Origin of the sequence: Acinetobacter sp. WC-743, assembly GCF_000335555.1 — a bacterium.
In the GTDB taxonomy this organism is placed as follows: domain Bacteria; phylum Pseudomonadota; class Gammaproteobacteria; order Pseudomonadales; family Moraxellaceae; genus Acinetobacter; species Acinetobacter bereziniae.
Genome location: NZ_AMFQ01000002.1, coordinates 1 through 19,957 on the forward strand (window position 1 = coordinate 1; position 19,957 = coordinate 19,957).

Sequence of the window (19,957 nt, forward strand, 5' to 3'; positions counted from 1 at the left end):
TTGATTTGGGCATGCGTTTTTAAATTGGAAGAAGTTTCAACGGGCACAGGTAAAGTAATTCCTTCGTCCAAAGAGCAAATCATTCAATCCTTAGATGGTGGGGTGCTCACCAGTTTGGCTGTCAAAGAAGGTGATATTGTACAAAAAGGACAAACCCTTGCTCAGATTGACCCCACTCGATTCGAGTCACAAGTCGGAGAAAGCCAGACTAAATTACTGGCAACCCAAGCCACTGCTGCACGTTTAGAGGCAGAAGTGAATGGTACACCGCTACGCTTCCCTAAAGATGTATTGGCAGTACCAGCCTTAGTTCGAGAGGAAACGGCACTGTATACCTCTCGTCGTGCCAATTTGGATGAGTCCATCACGGGGTTAAAACATGCCTTGGCTTTGGTGCAAAATGAATTGCAAATGACCAACCATTGGTGCCAAAGGTGCGGCATCCGAGGTTGAAGTATTACGTCTAAAACGAGATATCAATAACTTTGAAAATCAGATCAATGACAAGCGTAATGACTACTATGTAAAGTCACGCGAAGAGTTGGCGAAAGCCAATGCAGATATTCAATCGTTACAGCAAATCGTGGCAGGTCGAAATGATTCGGTCAAACGTTCCACCTTTAAAGCGCCTGTCCGTGGTGTGGTCAAAGAAATTGCCGTGACCACGATTGGTGGGGTGGTACCGCAAAATGGCAAGTTGATGACCATTGTTCCGATTGATGAGCAGTTATTGATTGAAGCACGAATTTCCCCACGAGATATTGCATTTATTCATCCGGGGCAGCCGGCTTTAGTGAAAATCACGGCCTATGACTATTCTATTTATGGTGGTTTGGAAGGTAAAGTGACGGTGATTTCACCTGATACCATTCGTGATGAGGTGAAACAAGATCAGTTTTACTATCGCGTCTATATTCGAACCAATAAAGATAAACTGGTGAATAAGGCAGGTAAATCTTTTTCGATTACGCCGGGTATGGTGGCTACTGTTGATATTCGCACAGGTCAGAAAACCATTATTGAATACTTGCTGAAACCATTCAATAAAGCTAAAGAAGCATTAAGAGAGCGTTGAGTTTTAGATCATCAAGCATTATGAAATACATCAATGGAAATAAAAAACCAATCTGCAGATTGGTTTTTTATTGGTGTCTATTCTTATCTATAAGTCTTGCAATGTTAAAATAATACTATCTTGAACCTCATCCTACTGATGAAAACATAGACGACAAATATGATTTTAACGCTGTGAATAGGAGCAACGAATGAGCTAACCATTCGACACATTTATAACGAATCATTGATGATTAAGATGACTTATTTGCTCAAACGACATGAGCGAAAATACGACAATTTAGTCACACCATAACAGCTTTATTTTTTGAACGTTAGAGACGATATTTTAAATAAATTCCAAATGCGGAAAAGTTTTTATGATCTCCAAACGCCTCTTTGGCTGCACTTTTAGGGTTAAGCCAACTATAGGATAAAGAGGTGTACAGTTTAGTTGTAGGTACCCACTCTAAATAAATACTGTACTCATCCGCAAAACGACGATTATGAACAGGTGTTCCAAAATAATTGGCTTTATCCAACGCCAACTGATAATAAATTGTTCCGAATGTAAGTTGATCATTCAATTGGGATTTAATCGAAAATTGCTGAACTTTTTCATTGCTATTGTACAAAGCATAATTTCCCGCAACATCACCCAATAACCAAGTTCCCCACCCAATATAACCTTTACTTAACGCATTCCAACTACGGCGTTGCTTATCTTGTAAATTATCATCTCCAGAAAAAAAAGAATATCGATAGCCTAATGTAGGTTGAAATGGCAAACCGTCAAAAACATAGTCAGCTTGGGTATACCAGGCATTTGCCTGATAACTCACACCATCCCCACGACCGCGTTGAATTGCATATTCACCGTTCAAAGTTAAGGCTGGAATCAGTGCTGATTTAGCATTTAATGCCCTTAAATTATAAACTTGCATTCCATCTTTAGGGGCAGCATCGGAAGAAGGAGCTTTAACTTTAAATGCAGTTAAACCCAAAGTAAGATTTTCGTTCCAATCATAATCTAGATTCGCACCATTCATTTTAAAACTGCCCAAATCATAATCTGTACCTAACGTAAACAGCTGTGCTTTTAAATTTTGCTGTTCCCATGCAAGCACTGCGGAATTGCGAAATGCAGAACGTGGAGCAATATAATAGGTTCCATCTTGATATTGATCCAAATTACCATCCATGATGATAAAACCTGTAGCAATCGAATAATTTTGCCGTCCAGCCGTCAACTTCCAGTCACCATATCCAATACCCGCATAAAGCTCCTCAACACTGGTTCGACCATCTGAACGTCGGGTGTAGCCACCGGCATCACCATCTCCAAAAGTTTGTGAAGCAACGATTGATGTACCAAGTATTAAATTTATATCTGAATCTAGCTTATAGTTCAGGTTTAAATTAGGTTTTAAATAAGCTTCTTGCCAAGTTGCTTGTTGACCTGTCATTGTCTGATCACGTAAATCGATTCGCCCACTACCAAAATTAATATGATCTGCATACAGATTGGCAGCAGTTATGGTTAATCCCAATTCTCCAGTAAGATTTCCTGATTTTATTTCATACTCAGCAACAGCTGCTAAAGGCACAAAGGAAAGTACAACAACACACAACATAGAATGAAAATAAGATGATTTTTCCATAATCAATATCTCCTTGAAATTATTTTTAGTTTTTGCTTTTGGATGGATACTCTTGAACTCCGCAGAGTTTGATGGCAACAAGATAAAAAATAGAAGTTAGAATTAACCCCACAACCCATGAAATATCAGCACCATTCAATAAATGGGCAATAGAACCTGTATACAACTCTGTGGCAATAAATGGGATTTGAACAACAACCCCAAAGATGTATGCCGAGACAGCCAAAATGTTAAATTTTCCATATTTCCCTCCATCTTGTAGAAAAAATGATTTCACATCATATTCACCATGCCGAACCCAGTAATAGTCCACCAAATTTACTGCTGTCCAAGGAATAAGGACGTAAATCAGTAAGAAGATAAAGTTGGTAAACATCGGCAAGAAATTACTGGATGCCTTAATCCCAATCCACAATGCGATACCAATAAAAACAAAAGAAATCAGTACCCTACCCTTCGCTGATGGAATAAATGATGGAATAAGGGTTTGAATAAAAGAGATTAAGGTCAATACACCGCAATATAAATTCATTGAATTTATGGCTGCGATTGCAATGACAAGGATAAAAATAATTCCACTGCCTATTTCTGGTACATAGTTGATCAATCCAGAAATAACATCACCATTGGGTGTCAACAATCCGATTGTGATCCCCAAGGACATGGGGATAATCGTCCCCAAAGAGCATCCCCAATAAGTTGCCCAAAATGCGGAATGAGCTCCTGTTTCTTTAGGCAGATAACGACTTGCATCAGAGACATAAGGTGCATACGCTATTTGCCATAAAGCGGCTATCGAAAGTGACGCAAGAAAACCAGTTGCAGAAAAAGAGTTTCTTTCAAAAAAGTCTAGCGGTAATCCATAAATAATGAATACCCATATATAGGCCAAAACAAACCCGATCCCACAAATGACAAAGATAATTTTGGTAAAGAGGTGAATCAACCTATAGCCAACGATGGCACCTGTCACAGCGACAATACCTGCCAGTAAAATCCCGAAAGATTGACTAAATGAGGGAATAAGCAAGTTGATCGCCTGTCCTGCCAAAGTTATATTGGAGGCAAGAAAACCAACATACATGATCACTACAATTCCTAAAATCGGCAATGCGCCAAGAGATCCAAACTGTCCCTTGGTTTGAATCATTTGCGGTACACCAAGTTGAGGACCTTGAGCTGCATGTAAGGCTGCAAAAATAGCACCAATCAACGTTCCCAAAATCGTACTGAGAATCGCGGATATAAAAGATTGCTGAAAAATAATGACAGAAAGTGATCCTGTCACAAAGGTCAATAACATCAAATTCCCACCAAACCATAAGGTAAAGAGGTCCAAAGGTCGACCATGCCGTTCATTGAGTGGAATTTGCTGAATGGTATGTTGTTCAATTGAATGAACAGGTTGTTCTTGCATGATATAGCTCCTTATATAAAGGAAGATTTAAAATTTAGATTTCTTGTTTAAATTGCTTTTTTAGAGATATAAACTCCCCTGCGTCTCAAGTACGCATTTGAAAAATATTGAAGTGAGTGGGTGAAAAAAGTTGTGCTATCAGTACATCGGTTCAAGCACAATGTCATCAAACAAGGCTTGTATATTCTGCTGAATTGCACCTTCAAAAATGATCACAATTCTTGTTTTTGGGTCATCATCTGACCATGTATCGAGGTAAGATTCTGGAAATAAATAATGCTGTACACCATGTATTACAACAGGTCTCAAAGACTCCCTAATATGAATCAAACCTTTGATTCGGAGTAAATTCTCTCCATACAGGCGAGCGAGTTTCTGAAGAAACTGGGTTATACTCCGCCAAGCTAATGGTTGATCAGCATATAAACATAAACTACTCATACCTTGGTGCAGTGATTGCCCCAACTTGTTTCTCAGATGACTATTTTGTTTAAACCATTGGATCTGCGGTAAATCACGTACAATTGGATACTGTTCGCGATCAAAAATTAATGAACCAACAGCTTCCACATCTGAAGAATCAATGATTTCAGCAGCATCATTTAAAGCCGCTATCCCTTCAACGAAATTATGAAAGGCATGAGATAAATCGGTTTTAGTTAAAATGATTTTGTCTGCAACAGCGATTTGACGGATTCTTTCCATGCGTTGCTGAGCTAAATTTATGGGTAATAATGTATCAACAGTCGCAATGACTGTTTGCACACTAAATAGCATTGCTATACTTTCATCTGCCAACAATAGTTTCAGTAAAGGTACAGGATCAGCCATCCCCGTTGTTTCAACAATGACCCGATCAAATATCGGTATTATTTCTGCCTGGGCACGTTGATAAAGTAATTTGAGCGTCTCTGAAAATTCAGTTTTAACACTACAACACACGCAACCACTTTTAAGTAAAACCATATCTTGATCAATCTGACCAACCAGCAGATGATCTAAACCAATCTCTCCGATTTCGTTAATGATGACAGCTGTGCGCTTCATTCGTTCATCAGCCAACAAGTTTCGGAGTAAAGTTGTTTTACCACTCCCTAGAAACCCTGTCAGTAATGTCACAGGGATACGTTTTACTGCATTCATCTCTATTCTCCCTAACCCAAACAAACAATATTTTTAAACGGTATTAACTGGTCCGCTGAAATACATGCTGACCTTGCAATACAGTGGTGATGACTTGAGTCGCTGCAATTTCTTCTACTGTTGATTCAAAAATATTACGATCCAAAACAATAAAAGTTGCATCTTTACCCATTTCTAAACTTCCAGTGCGATGGCGATGACCTATGGCAATTGCACCATTCAAAGTCATCATTTGTAGCGCCACCTCCAATGGCACACTTTCATCACCGTGTTGCAAAATGCCAGCTAAAGCTGGGAATAAATTAGGGGTTGGGGGTAAGAGCCAATCCGTTCCCACCGTCATGATTGCACCAGCTTCATACAAACTTCGAAAGTCGTAAGCTTTACCTAGCGCTTGCTGATATTCAGGGATATGCCAAATTGCTGGAGACATCTCAGCAATAATACCGAGTTCTCCAAAACGGGGACGATCTTTTAAAGACACATAATGGGCATGTGCAATATCATGAAAATGTCCTGCCTTTCGCTCGATATGATTTGCATTTTCATAATTATTCAGCGCAATACGCACGGAGCCATACCCCGTACAATGTGTCTTAACAATCAAATCTGCCTTGGTCCATTCACGGATTTTTTCAGTAAGTTCATTTGAATCAAGAAGTAAGTTATAGGTTATTGGCTGATCTGTGACTGGGTCTAAAGGTACATGACTAAAAGTAGGCGCCATAGACGTACCATCCAACATGACTTTAATACCGTTGACCATGACACGTTTTGAAGCATATTGTTCGCGCTGTGCAATGACCTGTTCATCTTCATCACGATCACTTAAGGACACCACTTCCGCTCGCCAAGGCAGATGACAAAACAAATCCAGTGTAAGTTCCTGCGCTTCATCCAAAGTTTGCGCCGCAATCAAGAACGGACGTGTTGCTGAGGCTTCCTGCGCTGAAGTTATGCCATATTGGTTACAAATACTTGCCGCCATCTTAAGCGCTTGCTTATTCTGTTCTGCACTCTCGGTAGGCGCAGCCATATATAATTTAACCCAAGCCCCTTCACGTAAGATTCCTGTGGGTTCACCAGTTAAAGGATCTTTTTCGATTTTTGCTCGTATTGTGCTGGGTGTATCACGGCTAATCCCTGCAAGATCTAAGGCGAGACTATTCGCCATAACGTTATGAAATGAGAAATCATGAATAACGATAGGCACATCAGGAATGACTTGATCTAGCCACTCACGTGTCAGTATCTCTGCCGTAAAAATTAATGGATTGTAAAGACCTGCAAAAATCCATGTCCTTTCTGAAGCATATTTTGCCCAGTATGCTTTGAGCTGTTGTGCCAATTCATCTAAGGTTTGGGGATCATTTAATTCGCAAGAATATTCCAAGCGACGCAATGCTGCTTTTAAAAGATGAGTATGCGCATCATGTATACCCGGCATAACCATTTTTCCTGCTAAATCATAGTGCTCTGCACCCTCAGCCAAAGCCAATAGTTCATCTTGATCACCTATTGCTAAAATTTTACCCGCCTTGACCCACATGGCTTCCGCCCAAGGTTGTGATTCATTCACGGTATAAATTTTTGTATTGTAGTAAATAATATTACTCATTGTTTTATCCCTGCTTACGCTCAATGAATATTCAGCTCAAATTTCTGAAAAAGTCATAAATACATATTCATCAAAAAGCTTTTCCGTTTTTCACAGCTAATCTTTTATGTGTATTGCTTATTTTTTATACTCCACGGCAACCATATAAGTAATTCTTAAAAATTGATGTAGATGTTCTGAATTTTCAAAGTAACTCATCAATCATGTTTTGCTGAGTCAAAATCTGTACTTAATCGGATGTGAGATAAAATGCAAAAATTAGCCGATAGATGCCTGTTTCTCTTCATCCATTTCAAAGTGGTATTGTCGACAATGATGCATTGAGTAATTACTTAAACTATCGCGTCAAGCTGGCTGTCGTTTTATTCACCAATTACCCATCCAATTCCGACGATTGTTCAATTTCAATCTATTTTTAATGAGGGATTCATCTTAAAATTTCGCATCTCTTTTTGTTATATATCTACAATGAAAGCCTTTTTATTATTCAGTGTCATTATTCTCTTGGCTGGATGTGCACTGGGTACATCTCGTGAAATAAAAACGGCTGAAAAAATTCTCAACCAATTTCAATGTAACAATATAGAAACCGCTGAACTCAATCATAGTGCAATTAATCTTTATCACGAGCATTCACTTGCTGTGAGTAAAGAAAAAGCCACAGAATACATTGAACGTTATAAGTCAGGAGAGGAATTATTTAAAATTCCTTTAGATGAAGTGGTTCAACAGCAATATGATATTTATAAGACTGCATGTGAATCACTTGGTGGTGTGCAAACGGAAAAGCACTAATTATTTGGGACAAGCAAAAATAGGGAATAATTAAAACGCTTATTCCCATGAAATCACGTCCAACAGATTGTATTTATTATTTTAGCTAAGTTGTCGATTAAAACTCAGCTTCTTGCATAAATCTCGTATCCACACTAAATAAATCTGGATGTTTGGGATTAATCTGCGCATAAAATGCCATGATTTCAGCCATATCCTGCTGATAGTCTCCTGTCGGATATACAATTTTACCAATACCCGTTTTTTTCTTTGCATAATCCATATATGCCAATGCAATTGGCACACCTGCATTCATCGCCACATGATAGAAGCCAGTTTTCCACTGTTCCTGTTTAGAACGCGTCCCCTCAGGTGTGACTAGCATCACCAATTTAGAATGGCTTTTAAATAAATCGCTCATCAACTGAACCATACTTGGACGAGCTTCACCATCTTTCTTAGGACGGCGATCAATACCAATTCCGCCCATTGCACGGACAAAAGGTCCAAAAGGCAATTTCATATAGCTATCTTTGATGGTAATACGAACATGAACACCCAATGCTTTGAGTGCTAAACGTGCATAGAGTGCATCCCAATTGCTGGTATGTGGAGCAGCGATCATAACGCATTGATCAATGTTTAAATCCCAATGGTTATCGATTTGCCACCCCATCCATCCCAAACTTCGCTCAGCTAATTTTTCGAACACCCTACGCCCCAACAGATAAAATTTGCGCAGGATTGTAGCAATCATCATCCTAGATAAAAATGCAAATCGCCTATAAAACAAGCGATTAATATATAAATGTATAAAAATAATTAAAAGCTAAACTTGTCAGTAAATCATCCAAATTAAATCAATTTTGCAAAGAATTTGCATATATCAATTTTTAACTGAATTAAAATACTGAATCCAATGTAATTCACGACAATGATTATCAAAATGAATTTTTTGCGGATGAATATTTTTATTTGATTGGTGAATGACTTGATACTCGATCCAACTTTCCAAACATGCTTCCACTTCAAAAAGCTGACTGTCCTGTTCTATAGTGTGTTTTAGTTGAGTTCCATCAATAAAGGTATAGATTTTAGTGGTCTGAGTAAAAGTTATATCATTCAAAAACGTTTGTTCAGACTGTTCAACCACATGTTGTATTTTGAGTTGGTCATTACGTGTTTCTTGATCACTTTGCATATCATAAATACAAGCAACATATTCAGCCAAATGAGTCATAACTTTAAATAACACCACCACAACAGAACCAACATAGTAGCTCAACTTGAGTAGGCAGACTACATTGCACTGCATTTCCTTACATAATTCACATTTCTTATCAGTGAGATAGCTTATATTCTTAGGATCTGTTGACGTTTCAACCATGCCTTGCGTTATTGGTTCAAATGACATAAACAAAACATGATATAAAAACTTATCTATTTAGGTGATACGATGAAAAAAACACTCTTGGTTATTTCACTATTAGGGTTAACTTTAAGTGCTTGTTCTAAACCGACTCATCAAGCATCTGAAGATATTCAAACAACTGCACAAACTCAAGCTGCTGCATCTCATGAAGCAGCAACACCAACTATTGACTCTGAACACAATGCACAAAATAGTTTGGACTGGGCGGGCGAATATACTGGCTTACTACCATGTGCTGATTGCTCAGGAATTAAAACCAAACTGATTCTCAAATCAGATCATACTTACGAACTGATTGAAGAATATGAAGGGGTTAAAGGTGAAGGCAAACCATTTAAAACTCAAGGCAGTTTTAGCTTTGATGAGTCAGGATCGATTATCGGTCTAGATAAAAATGCCGATGGACGTAAATACTTCGTGGGTGAAAATATACTGGAAGCACGTCGTTTTGATACAGGCGAAAAAATTGAAGGTCCAAATGCCGAGCTATATCAGTTAAGCAAAACAGCTGAATAACCAATCAATTACTAAAGATGTATTCAGTGTTCACATGATAAAAAACCTGCTGAAGCAGGTTTTTTTATCTATGCACGATAAGATCAATGATTACCTATCAAATAAATTCCAAACAATGTAAAGATTCCACCAGACACACCATCAATCCATTTTGCGGCATTTTGATAAGCTGCTTTAAAGCTTGGCAATGAAAAGACAAAAGCCACAAAGCTGAACCAAATTAAAGTCTCAATTGACACAATGACAAATAATAATGAATGTAATCCATCTAAATTTGGATTTGCCAAAAAGATAGAAAAAACACTACCAAAATAAATCACTGCTTTAGGATTAGATAAATTGGTTAAAAAACCTTTGAGAAAAAAGCGGAAGTTGCTTTGCGGCAGCTCAAAATGATGTTGAGTTGTCATCACTTTTTTACTCAATGCAGATTTCAACATTTGATAGCCAAGCCAACACAAATAAATTCCACCCACCACCAAAATGACATGTCGAAGCCAAGCCATTTTTTCAAAAATAATATTCAACCCCATCAGTGCGAAGAATGCCCAGAACATTACGCCTGAGGTGATTCCAAGCACGACAAAGATAGATTGCTTTCTTGAACGACTTATTGCTGTTTGAGAAACGAGGAAAAAATCTGGACCTGGGGTGATGAGTGCACAAAAATGAATAAAGATTAAAGTGCTTAATGCAATCAACATTTGCTAAATTCCATTTAAAGATGGCTGTTTTATATTAGTGTGAAAATTCATGTTTTACCACACATGTATTTCAGCTTTTTATGCGAAGTATAATTGAAATTTTTTATATAATAGTGAAGTTGCAATCGGTCGAAACCCATTACAACTTGATCGAGTTAGACCAGAATATCACGTTTACCGTTAGGTCCTTGTTCGCTGACAATGCCCTGCTCTTGCATTTGATCAACAATACGTGCAGCACGGTTATAACCCAAGCTAAACTTACGTTGTAACGATGATACTGATACCTTGCGGGTTTCCAATACAAAGGAAACACATTGGTCATACAGTGCATCACGGTTTGGATCGCCATCGCCATCCTCAAAACCACGTGAGGTCGGTTCCTCATCAAATGGGGTAAGAATTTCATCGATATAATTAGGTTCACCACGTTCACGCCATGCGTCACAGATCCGGTTGACCTCGTCATCGGAAATAAACGCCCCATGTACACGTTCAGGATCAATCTTACCCGGTCCGAGGAAGAGCATGTCACCATGACCGAGCAAATCTTCTGCGCCACCACCATCAAGAATTGTACGTGAATCAATTTTACTGTTTACACGTAATGCTACACGGGTTGGAATGTTGGCTTTAATTAAGCCTGTAATCACGTCTACAGACGGTCGTTGTGTCGCTAGCAGTAAATGAATACCAGCCGCACGTGACTTTTGCGCCAGACGTGTGATCATCTCTTCTGCCTTTTTACCCACCTGCATGATCATGTCTGCAAATTCATCCGCCACAATCACAATAGATGGGAGAGGTTGCAAACGTGGTGCACGTTCCTGCGTAGCAGAATCACTGGCTTTCCACGTCGGGTCAATCAAGTCCTCGCCATTGGCAATAGCTTCTTCAACTTTACGGTTATAGTCCGCCAGTTTACGAATCTTCAAGAATGACATCAGTTTATAACGACGTTCCATCTCATTTACACACCAGTTCAAAGCACTTACAGCATCTTTCATGTCTGTAACAACAGGGGTCAATAAATGAGGAATATCATTATAATTTGCCAATTCTAATTGCTTAGGGTCAATTAAAATCAAACGTAATTGGTCTGGCGTATATTTCAATAACATCGATAAAATCATCGAGTTAACTGCAACCGACTTACCCGAACCCGTTGTCCCTGCAACCAGCATATGGGGGGCTTTACCTAAATCAGTAATAACTGGATTACCTGAAATATCTTTCCCCATTGCCATTGAAAGCAAACCGTTTGGATCTCTAAAAGCAGGAGTTTCAAGCAACTCAATCAAACGCACCATTTCACGGCTGCTATTGGGCACTTCAATGCCGATATACGGTTTACCTGGAATAACTTCAACAACACGCACCGAAGCCATAGACATTGAACGTGCTAAATCTCGTGAAATATTGGTGACTTTGGAAGCTTTAACGCCTGGTGCAAGATCCAACTCAAAACGTGTTACTACAGGTCCAGGTTGTGCTTCAATGACTTTTGCTTTGACATTGAATTCTTGTAGTTTAATTTCTAACAATTCAGATAAGCGCGAAAGTTGTTCAGCTGTAAAGTTAACCTTTTTATTTGGATCAACTTTATCCAGTAATTCAAAGCCTGGCAAAGTAGGTAAATCACGACGCTTTTGGGCAACCTGCATTGCTCGTGACATTGGTCGACCGAAAGCATCTGTCAGCGGTGCATCTAAGTCGAAGTCATCTTCAAGTTCTGCAAACTCAGTCTGCAATTCATCTTGAGGTTTACCCGCTGTTTCTTGCCACGCCTCCCTAAACGCATCTTTATCGGAAGAAATCAGAGATTTCTCTTCTTCGCTCACCAAAGTTGATGCTGCTAAATGAGTTTGAATATTGGCACGGGTAAACGGCGAAGATTGGGCATAACTACTGGTGGTTCTTGCCTCAGCCGTTGTTCTAGGCTCAATGGAAGACTGTTCTGAATGCGTTATATCATGTGCTTCAGCAAATCGATCATCAGCAAGTGAAGCAAGTTCATCCAGTTCATGGGCTAAACCTGATGTTGTCACAACAGTCGATGCAGTCGCTCCAGCAACATTGGCAAAACTCGTGGTGGGCTGAATTGTATCTGTAGATTCAACTTGCGTATGTGCTGTATTGGCATTGAATGGTGTATGAATATCTGTTGCGGTTTGCCCATTCGGAACAACAGATAATAATTCATCAAAAACTTGATCATCATCCCAGTCAAGTGATGATTTTTGTTTTGTCTCTACATGGCTCACTGATGTATGTGCATGCGGTAAATGATCAGGATATTTATTTTCAGTTTGATCTTCTGAAGCTCTTAATAATGCATCTATATCACGATTGTGATCTTGATCTTGATTCAGTGCTTTCCATACTTCACCAGATGAAACCGTACGTTGACTGTCTTGTTCTAAACGATGCGCCTTTTCTAAAGTGCGTTCCAAAGTTTCATCATCGATATCATCTCGATCAAAGTGAGTCTCCTGATGAGCTTTATGTTCTTGTTCAATCATGTCATCAAACAAACGCTCAGCCGTTTGATTATGTTTAGTATTTTTAACAATTAAATGTTCTTTAGGCTGTTGCTCTTGATCAGCTTCAGTAAATTCTGCCTGTGCTGTAATCGGCTCAGCTTTATGCGAATGCACTTTATTCTTTTGTGGTGAAGTTAAATCATAGGCTGACTCACTTTCAGGCACATTTTTATAAAATAAATCTTGTAAATATGCAGGTGTGGCTTTCAACATTGCCCATGTTTTATTCCATTGGATTCCAAAAGCCAAAGTAAATAACACAATGAGTAAAATCAGGATAAAAATTACAGCGCCATAGATGGTCATCAGTTGAGATAGACTTTCACCTAATTCATAGCCAATAATCCCACCCGAGGCATTTGCCAATGTATCTGCAGGCACATTCCATAACAAATACAATAAACTCGATGTCGCCAGCAAAATGAAAAATTGAGCAGCATAACGAAATGGACGACTCACAAAGCTTCGTGGCCACCATACTTGTATGGCTTCAATAAACATAAATACAGGGATAAGTAGACTTGCCCAACCTAAGAAACCAAACAATAAATCAGCAATCCAAGCACCTGCAACACCACTGGCATTTGAAACCTGTTGTGTATCACTGGAAATATGCATCCAACCTGGATCAAATGGGGTATAAGTCACTGTTGCAAGGAACAGATAGATCCCAAATGAAATCAAGAATATTGTTGTTAAAAAGCGCTGTGCATAAACATTTGACACCGCAGTCATATACGATCCTGTAACCAATTATTCAAATTACTCTTTTCTGAAGCTTTTAAGCTTTTCTTGAGAGAAGAAATTTTTATATTATGCACCTGTTCTTAAAAAAAAGATGCACTATTATTTACTTGTGTTGTAAAGCATTGTTAGAAATTTAAAGTTTTATTTGCATGAAAATGCTCAACAAACTTATTTCGTCTTTCTATATAGCTCAATTCGATTTAGATGATCAATATTATCGACATTGAAGCCACACAACTTTGACCAAGTTTCACGTATAATTCGAGCAATTGCTATATTTTTTATAAAAAGGATGACTTATGAGCGCTCGTCACTCTCGGTTGATTATTCTCGGTTCTGGTCCTGCGGGTTATAGTGCTGCAGTATATGCAGCACGTGCCAACTTAAAGCCAACATTGATTGCCGGTATGCAGTTGGGTGGTCAATTAACCACGACGACTGATGTTGAAAACTGGCCGGGCGATGCTGAAGGTTTAACAGGTCCTGCATTGATGGAGCGTATGCAAGCGCATGCTGAACGTTTTGGTACTGAAATACTCTACGATCACATCAATGAAGTTGATTTGAAAGTGCGTCCATTCGTTCTCAAAGGCGACATGGATGAATACACCTGTGATGCTTTAATTATTGCAACTGGTGCAACAGCACAATACTTAGGTTTAGAGTCAGAACAAGCCTATATGGGTCAAGGTGTCAGTGCATGTGCAACTTGTGATGGTTTCTTTTACAAAAACCAAAAAGTCATGGTTGTGGGTGGCGGTAATACTGCGGTCGAAGAAGCATTATATCTTTCCAACATCGCATCACATGTAACGCTTGTACACCGTCGTGACAAATTACGCTCAGAAAAAATTCTTCAAGATCATCTCAAGGAGAAAGTTAAAGAAGGAAAAATTTCGATCATCTGGAACCATCAGGTTGAAGAAGTTCTCGGTGACAGCAACTCAGGCGTAACGTCTGTACGTCTTAAATCAACCCAAGATGACTCATCACAAGACGTTGATGTTTCAGGTCTGTTTGTTGCGATTGGTCATAAACCAAATACTGCGATGTTTGAAGATCAACTTGAATTGCGTAATGGCTATATCCAAGTCCGCAGTGGTACTGCAGGTAATGCAACAGCAACATCTGTTGCAGGTGTATTTGCGGCAGGTGATGTGGCTGATGATGTGTATCGTCAAGCAATTACTTCGGCAGGTTCAGGCTGTATGGCTGCACTTGACGCAGACCGTTATTTAGATGGCTTAGAATAATTCCATTATTTTTGTAAAAACAAACCGCCTACATGGCGGTTTGTTTATTTTTGATTTATAAATAAACAAGATCAATGATTTTAAATAGACATCAATTATAGGAAAAAAGATGACAACAACGTGGACCGATGGCTACCAGACTGAAGTAAATTACACCTATGGCTACTACAAAGATCTTAGCCCTAATTATCAGAAATTTTGTTTACTACTCAATGGGGTAGATTGCCCACCTGCCAAAGATGATCATAAACATTGTGAACTCGGTTTTGGACAAGGGGTCAGTCTGAATATCCATGCTACCTCTAGTTTCGGTTTATTTTTTGGTACTGACTTCAACCCTGCTCACGCGGCACATGCCAATGTTTTGGCTGAACAAACGCAAGTTCCGCACCATTTTTATGATGCCAGTTTTGAAGAATTACTCAATAAAGATCTACCGATGTTTGACTCCATCAGCCTACATGGTATTTGGAGTTGGATCAGTCATGAAAACCAACATATTATTTTACAGTTCATCCGAAAATTTTTAAGCCCAAACGGGATTGTCTATATCAGTTATAATTGTTTAACGGGTTGGGCAGCCAATATGCCGATTCGAGAGTTATTTCATAGTCATTTTAAATTTAACAGCACCAGCACCAACCCACTGCAAAAAGTAAATGACTCACTTGAATTCAGTGAAGCCTTACTCACTCAAAATCCGTTATTTGCACAACGAAATCCCAATGCACTCAATAAAGTTCAAGACCTCAAAAAACAAAATCCCAATTATTTGGTTCATGAATATCTCAATCAAGATTGGCAATGTTTTTCATTTCAACAAGTGGTACGAATCCTAGAAGAAATTAAACTGACCTATGCAGGTTCAACTGATTTAAATACCCATTTAGATAATATTAATTTTAGTGATCAACACCAGCAATTTTTAAATACCATTGAGCATCCGATCTTTAAAGAACAATGTAGAGATTACTTTGCCAACACTCAATTTAGAAAAGATCTTTTTATTCGTGGTAAAAATACCCTCACCCCACTCGAAATTCAACATCGTCTGAGAAATACAGCTTTTGTGCTATTGATTGCACCTGAAAAGCTACCTACCACTATTGCTGGCTACTTAGGTGAATTTGATTTGCTCCAAGAAGTTTACCAACCTTTAGGCGCACACTTTAAAAATTCTGACTATCAGCCACAAACCCTTGCTCAACTCGAACAAGTCATGCCTGATATTACCTATGCCAAACTGTTAAATGCGCTGGTGATCTTGTGTCACTTAGGTTTAGCTCAGCCATGTCAGCACCAATTATCTGACGAAACAACACAACAAGCACAAAAGTTAAATCACTACTTCCTCGAACAAGCCAGTTATCATACCAATTATCAGGTTTTGGCATGCCCACTAACGGGGATTGGTATCCCAAGTGATCAGTTTACTCAACTTTTCTATCGTGCCCATTTTGTTGATGGTTTAAATTCTGCATCAGAGTTTGCTCAATATGTTTGGGATGTCCTCACACAATTAAGATGGTTGGTCTTGGATAAACAAGGGCAGCCTGTTTCTGACACTGAAACCAGTCTGAAAATTATTGAAGAAAAAGCACAGTTCTTTTTAGACAGCGATAAACTCAAAATTGCTCAACAATTGAAACTTTTTGCATAACTTCTACTTAAACATCTCTATTCAAGATCAGCTAAGATAAAGCTGATCTTTTTTTATTGATGATATTCCGTGAACTCATTAGCACCTTCACAATTTATTTTCCCAGATCCAATAGAAGCTGATCCAGACGAACAAGGTTTAATTTGTATTGGTGCAGATTTAGATCCATCAACACTCTACGAAGCCTATACGCATGGTTTGTTTCCGTGGTTTTCTGAAGGTGAGCCGATTTGCTGGTGGAGCCCTGAACCAAGATGTATTATTCGTCCTCAAGACTATAAGCCCAGCAAATCACTGCTGCGCAACATGAAAAAGTTTGATTATCAAATCACCATTAATCATGCTTTTGAACAGGTCATTCGTTCCTGTTCACTGCCCCGTCAATATGCCGATGAAACCTGGATTTCTGAAGAAATTATTCAAGGTTACTGTCAGCTTTTTCAGGCGGGTTATGCCTATAGTGTTGAAGTTTGGGACCAAGATAAAATTGTTGGTGGGCTTTATGGGGTCAGTATTGGGCACGGTTGTTTTGGCGAGTCCATGTTCAGCACACAAACGGATGTCTCCAAAATGGCGTTTTATACACTGATGCTCTTAGGTCGCGAAAATGATTTGCCATGGATTGACTGTCAGCTAGTCAATGATCACTTAATCAGCTTAGGTGCTTGCACACTTTCTCGCCATGAATATCTTAAATCGTTACAAGATGTAATAAAACAGCCCCCTATAGATTGGAAAAGTTATCAAGAGCGTGTATTTTCAAGTAAAACAATAGCGAATTTTTCGCGCTTAATGGAATGACAATAAAAGGAGGGGCTGATTTATGAATTCTTATCATCCTAAGTCCCTATTGAACGACTTACAGTACTATATTACTCCACCACATGATTGCAGCTATCTAGAAAATAAATCTGCACGTATGGTTTTTCTCGATCCTGTACATCGCATTGATGTGGTCACGCTTTCTGAATTATCACGCGTGGGCTTTAGACGCAGTGGTGACTTTGTTTATCGCCCTGAATGCCATCTGTGTCGTCAATGTTTATCTTGCCGCGTCCCCGTTGCTGAATTTCAAATGAACAGTGCGCAAAAAAAAGCATGGAAACGCAATCAAGATCTCACAGTAAAAATTATTTCCACTCAAGAGGCGAGCCAAATACATTATCAGCTTTATGAACGTTATATTATTGAACGGCATGCTGATGGTGATATGTTCCCTCCGAGCTATGATCAATTTGAAAAATTCTTGATCCACAGCTGTACCAATAGTTTCTTTCTTGAACTGTGGAAAGATGATCGTTTAATCAGTGTGTCTACCTGTGATCAATTGGATGATGGTGTCTCTGCGGTGTATACCTTCTTTGATCCAAGTGAAAGCAAACGCTCACTTGGCGTTTTTGCGATACTAAAGCAAATCGAATATGTTAAATCGTTGAGCTTGGATTATGTCTATTTAGGCTATTGGGTTCCACATGCCAACAAAATGAATTACAAATCCCAATATGCCCCATTTGAATTGTTACTAGACGGGCAATGGCGTCGTATCAATCGACATTTGGACGCCAAAGAGATTCAAGAGTTAGGCGATATGTTAATGACCACACTCCCTTCTGAGTGGAACGAGCCAATTATTAAATAATCGGCTTGAGCTGTTATTTAAACTATTTTTGTTAAATCATTTTATTTAAATAATTTCGAAAAATCATCACTACATGTTTTGACCATAATGATGGCATGCTCACGGCTACCATCTTTATTGGGATAGTAGTTTTTGCGCAAATCAATCTGATGAAAGCCAGATTTTTCGTACAATGCGATTGCTGCTTGATTTGACTCACGAACTTCAAGAAAGATTTGTACAGGGTTATTTTTTAACAGGGTTATCGATTCCTCTAACAGTTGATAACCTAACCCTCTCCCCTGCTGACTTGGATGAATGGCCATGAGTAATAGATTTGCCTCATCTAGCACAGGTTGCAAAATACAAAAACCAACAACTTGATTGTGCTGTTCAATTACCGTGCTCACATAGCTTGTGATGGACTCCTCGAATTGACTTATTTTCCAAGGATGGCTTTGTACTTGATTTTCAATTTCAGCCACAACATGTAAATCTGAAGCTTGCATTAAACGAATCATCTTCGTTCATTAACTCAATATAAAAAATGAATTATATGTAATTTATACAATTAGTCGAATAAAAAAGAGCAACAAATGTTGCTCTTAGATAATGCGCTCAATCAAACATTAAAGCCCTAATTTTGCTTTCCATGTTTCAAGCAAGCTGACTGTATCTAAATCATTTGGATGAAATCCAGGTTTAAAGTAAGCCAACATCTCTTTGGTCATGCCTGTAATAATGCCTTTTGAGGGACTATAAGCATATTTATAAATGATGCCGAGCTCTTTTAGATTAAGCTTTCCATCCTCTTTTAATAGACGTACAACAAAAGAGGATTGCGCCATAAAGATCAGTACCATTGAAACCACCAAGGCTGTTGTACGTAATCCATAAGCTTTAATGCCTTTACCAAAGACCGCTTCGTACACATCAAAAGCCACCGCTTTATGTTCATTTTCCTCTACCGCATGCCAATACCACATATATGACATCGTTGGATCGGTCATGAGCTTTTGAATATGTTCATTTATCAATAGTTGAGAGGCTATCGTGGCAGTAAAGTGTTCTAATGCTGTTGTCGCAGTCAAATCAACCATTTCTTGAGTCATGCCAAATGGTTTAACAACTCGTGCAAACCATTTTCGTGCACCTTGAATAAGCGCACCTGTTTCACGTTCATACTTCTCAACATCGTGTCCAAATCGTTTTGCGGATGCATTAAAGTTTTCATGCTCTTTGGTGTGCATGGCTTCTTGACCAATAAAAGCACTGATTTCTTTTTGCAATGCTTGATTGTCTTTAATTGCTGGGTGATAACGCACTGCGCGTACAGAATCAATAAATAACTTTTCACCATCTGGGAACAAAGCAGATAATGCCGTCATGAAATGTGTAATACCTGCAGAGTCATTTGCCCAGTATTCAGGTACATCGTCAAAATTAAAATCCATACGACGTACAGGGAAGGTTGCACCAGCACGGTTTGAAATATTCACTTTTGCATTCATTGCAGTTACTCCTATTAAGCGAGATATCACTTAAATTCTTTATGTTTGTTTTTCTCTTTCTTTATCTTACTTTTTTATAATTTTTGGATAATTGCAGATTAGGTCACACAAATATCAGTTAAGGACAGCTTTAGACTGTAATTGTCTGACAATTTATAGGTTTTGTTTTAGCCATAAAAAAAGCGCCCCATAGGAGCGCTTTTTTATACACAATCAGCGATTATGCAGTTACTTTAGCAACTACACCAGCACCAACTGTACGACCACCTTCACGGATCGCAAAACGTAGACCTGGGTCCATTGCGAT

16 protein-coding genes and 2 pseudogenes are annotated in these 19,957 nt (G+C 38.8%); 7 read left to right on the plus strand and 11 right to left on the minus strand.

What is annotated here, in order from left to right:
• Window positions 1-1,075, plus strand: a pseudogene (locus ACINWC743_RS00010) (HlyD family type I secretion periplasmic adaptor subunit); the annotation flags it as partial.
• Window positions 1,076-1,388: 313 nt separating this feature from the next.
• Here ACINWC743_RS00010 and ACINWC743_RS00015 read toward each other — a convergent pair.
• From ACINWC743_RS00015 to ACINWC743_RS00030, 4 genes are all read right to left on the minus strand, one after another.
• Window positions 1,389-2,714 carry a hypothetical protein gene (locus tag ACINWC743_RS00015; RefSeq protein ID WP_009583852.1) on the minus strand — a complete coding sequence of 442 codons (1,326 nt, stop codon included), beginning with the start codon at window positions 2,712-2,714 and terminating at the stop codon, window positions 1,389-1,391.
• Window positions 2,715-2,739: 25 nt separating this feature from the next.
• Window positions 2,740-4,131, minus strand: coding sequence for a purine-cytosine permease family protein (locus ACINWC743_RS00020; RefSeq protein ID WP_009583864.1), 1,392 nt, complete (start codon window positions 4,129-4,131; stop codon window positions 2,740-2,742).
• Between the two features lie 138 nt (window positions 4,132-4,269).
• Window positions 4,270-5,274 (minus strand): CobW family GTP-binding protein, encoded by a 1,005-nt coding sequence (locus tag ACINWC743_RS00025; protein WP_009583862.1) that lies wholly within the window; start codon window positions 5,272-5,274, stop codon window positions 4,270-4,272.
• A gap of 43 nt (window positions 5,275-5,317) precedes the next feature.
• A complete protein-coding gene (locus ACINWC743_RS00030) occupies window positions 5,318-6,892 on the minus strand; it encodes an amidohydrolase (protein WP_009583861.1) in 1,575 nt (524 codons plus the stop codon).
• Between the two features lie 468 nt (window positions 6,893-7,360).
• Here ACINWC743_RS00030 and ACINWC743_RS00035 point away from each other — a divergent pair, with 468 nt between their 5' ends.
• Window positions 7,361-7,687, plus strand: coding sequence for a hypothetical protein (locus tag ACINWC743_RS00035; protein ID WP_009583854.1), 327 nt, complete (start codon window positions 7,361-7,363; stop codon window positions 7,685-7,687).
• A gap of 97 nt (window positions 7,688-7,784) precedes the next feature.
• Here ACINWC743_RS00035 and ACINWC743_RS00040 read toward each other — a convergent pair whose 3' ends face one another.
• On the minus strand, window positions 7,785-8,423 hold the full coding sequence (locus tag ACINWC743_RS00040) for a 1-acyl-sn-glycerol-3-phosphate acyltransferase (RefSeq protein ID WP_046760973.1): 639 nt from the start codon (window positions 8,421-8,423) through the stop codon (window positions 7,785-7,787).
• Window positions 8,424-8,552: 129 nt separating this feature from the next.
• Window positions 8,553-9,080 (minus strand): hypothetical protein, encoded by a 528-nt coding sequence (locus ACINWC743_RS00045; protein WP_009583859.1) that lies wholly within the window; start codon window positions 9,078-9,080, stop codon window positions 8,553-8,555.
• A 42-nt stretch (window positions 9,081-9,122) separates the two neighbouring features.
• Between ACINWC743_RS00045 and ACINWC743_RS00050 the strand changes: the two genes are divergently transcribed.
• The gene (locus ACINWC743_RS00050; protein WP_005033576.1) at window positions 9,123-9,614 is read left to right on the plus strand and encodes a copper resistance protein NlpE; all 492 of its coding nucleotides are present in this window, start codon (window positions 9,123-9,125) and stop codon (window positions 9,612-9,614) included.
• An 83-nt stretch (window positions 9,615-9,697) separates the two neighbouring features.
• Here the strand turns inward: ACINWC743_RS00050 and rhtC are convergent, their stop codons facing one another.
• Together rhtC and ACINWC743_RS00060 are read right to left on the minus strand one after the other, a co-directional pair.
• On the minus strand, window positions 9,698-10,318 hold the full coding sequence (gene rhtC / locus ACINWC743_RS00055) for a threonine export protein RhtC (protein ID WP_009583853.1): 621 nt from the start codon (window positions 10,316-10,318) through the stop codon (window positions 9,698-9,700).
• A 155-nt stretch (window positions 10,319-10,473) separates the two neighbouring features.
• Window positions 10,474-13,596 (minus strand): DNA translocase FtsK, encoded by a 3,123-nt coding sequence (locus ACINWC743_RS00060; RefSeq protein WP_009583857.1) that lies wholly within the window; start codon window positions 13,594-13,596, stop codon window positions 10,474-10,476.
• Window positions 13,597-13,907: 311 nt separating this feature from the next.
• On the opposite strand from ACINWC743_RS00060, the gene trxB reads away from it, so the two are divergent.
• From trxB to ACINWC743_RS00080, 4 genes are all read left to right on the plus strand, one after another.
• A complete protein-coding gene (gene trxB / locus ACINWC743_RS00065) occupies window positions 13,908-14,861 on the plus strand; it encodes a thioredoxin-disulfide reductase (RefSeq protein WP_009583858.1) in 954 nt (317 codons plus the stop codon).
• A 109-nt stretch (window positions 14,862-14,970) separates the two neighbouring features.
• Window positions 14,971-16,521 (plus strand): class I SAM-dependent methyltransferase, encoded by a 1,551-nt coding sequence (locus tag ACINWC743_RS00070; RefSeq protein ID WP_009583865.1) that lies wholly within the window; start codon window positions 14,971-14,973, stop codon window positions 16,519-16,521.
• A gap of 69 nt (window positions 16,522-16,590) precedes the next feature.
• A complete protein-coding gene (gene aat / locus ACINWC743_RS00075) occupies window positions 16,591-17,322 on the plus strand; it encodes a leucyl/phenylalanyl-tRNA--protein transferase (protein WP_005033587.1) in 732 nt (243 codons plus the stop codon).
• A 22-nt stretch (window positions 17,323-17,344) separates the two neighbouring features.
• Window positions 17,345-18,160 (plus strand): arginyltransferase, encoded by an 816-nt coding sequence (locus ACINWC743_RS00080; protein ID WP_004829984.1) that lies wholly within the window; start codon window positions 17,345-17,347, stop codon window positions 18,158-18,160.
• Between the two features lie 41 nt (window positions 18,161-18,201).
• Here the strand turns inward: ACINWC743_RS00080 and rimI are convergent, their stop codons facing one another.
• The 3 genes and pseudogenes from rimI to ACINWC743_RS23630 form a co-directional block, all read right to left on the minus strand.
• The gene (rimI, locus tag ACINWC743_RS00085) at window positions 18,202-18,660 is read right to left on the minus strand and encodes a ribosomal protein S18-alanine N-acetyltransferase (RefSeq protein ID WP_009583855.1); all 459 of its coding nucleotides are present in this window, start codon (window positions 18,658-18,660) and stop codon (window positions 18,202-18,204) included.
• Between the two features lie 108 nt (window positions 18,661-18,768).
• The gene (locus tag ACINWC743_RS00090) at window positions 18,769-19,650 is read right to left on the minus strand and encodes a metal-dependent hydrolase (RefSeq protein WP_005033594.1); all 882 of its coding nucleotides are present in this window, start codon (window positions 19,648-19,650) and stop codon (window positions 18,769-18,771) included.
• A 220-nt stretch (window positions 19,651-19,870) separates the two neighbouring features.
• Window positions 19,871-19,957, minus strand: a pseudogene (locus tag ACINWC743_RS23630) (elongation factor Tu); the annotation flags it as partial.

Bases quoted from the DNA above. Each gene is read 5' to 3' on its own strand.
- ACINWC743_RS00035 (WP_009583854.1), top strand. From the start codon at position 7,361: ATGAAAGCCTTTTTATTATTCAGTGTCATTATTCTCTTGGCTGGATGT.
- ACINWC743_RS00030 (WP_009583861.1), bottom strand. From the start codon at position 6,892: ATGAGTAATATTATTTACTACAATACAAAAATTTATACCGTGAATGAA.
- ACINWC743_RS00060 (WP_009583857.1), bottom strand. From the start codon at position 13,596: ATGACTGCGGTGTCAAATGTTTATGCACAGCGCTTTTTAACAACAATA.
- ACINWC743_RS00040 (WP_046760973.1), bottom strand. From the start codon at position 8,423: ATGATTGCTACAATCCTGCGCAAATTTTATCTGTTGGGGCGTAGGGTG.
- ACINWC743_RS00090 (WP_005033594.1), bottom strand. From the start codon at position 19,650: ATGAATGCAAAAGTGAATATTTCAAACCGTGCTGGTGCAACCTTCCCT.
- ACINWC743_RS00080 (WP_004829984.1), top strand. From the start codon at position 17,345: ATGAATTCTTATCATCCTAAGTCCCTATTGAACGACTTACAGTACTAT.
- ACINWC743_RS00070 (WP_009583865.1), top strand. From the start codon at position 14,971: ATGACAACAACGTGGACCGATGGCTACCAGACTGAAGTAAATTACACC.
- ACINWC743_RS00045 (WP_009583859.1), bottom strand. From the start codon at position 9,080: ATGTCATTTGAACCAATAACGCAAGGCATGGTTGAAACGTCAACAGAT.
- trxB (WP_009583858.1), top strand. From the start codon at position 13,908: ATGAGCGCTCGTCACTCTCGGTTGATTATTCTCGGTTCTGGTCCTGCG.
- rhtC (WP_009583853.1), bottom strand. From the start codon at position 10,318: ATGTTGATTGCATTAAGCACTTTAATCTTTATTCATTTTTGTGCACTC.
- ACINWC743_RS00015 (WP_009583852.1), bottom strand. From the start codon at position 2,714: ATGGAAAAATCATCTTATTTTCATTCTATGTTGTGTGTTGTTGTACTT.
- ACINWC743_RS00020 (WP_009583864.1), bottom strand. From the start codon at position 4,131: ATGCAAGAACAACCTGTTCATTCAATTGAACAACATACCATTCAGCAA.
- ACINWC743_RS00050 (WP_005033576.1), top strand. From the start codon at position 9,123: ATGAAAAAAACACTCTTGGTTATTTCACTATTAGGGTTAACTTTAAGT.
- ACINWC743_RS00025 (WP_009583862.1), bottom strand. From the start codon at position 5,274: ATGAATGCAGTAAAACGTATCCCTGTGACATTACTGACAGGGTTTCTA.
- rimI (WP_009583855.1), bottom strand. From the start codon at position 18,660: ATGATTCGTTTAATGCAAGCTTCAGATTTACATGTTGTGGCTGAAATT.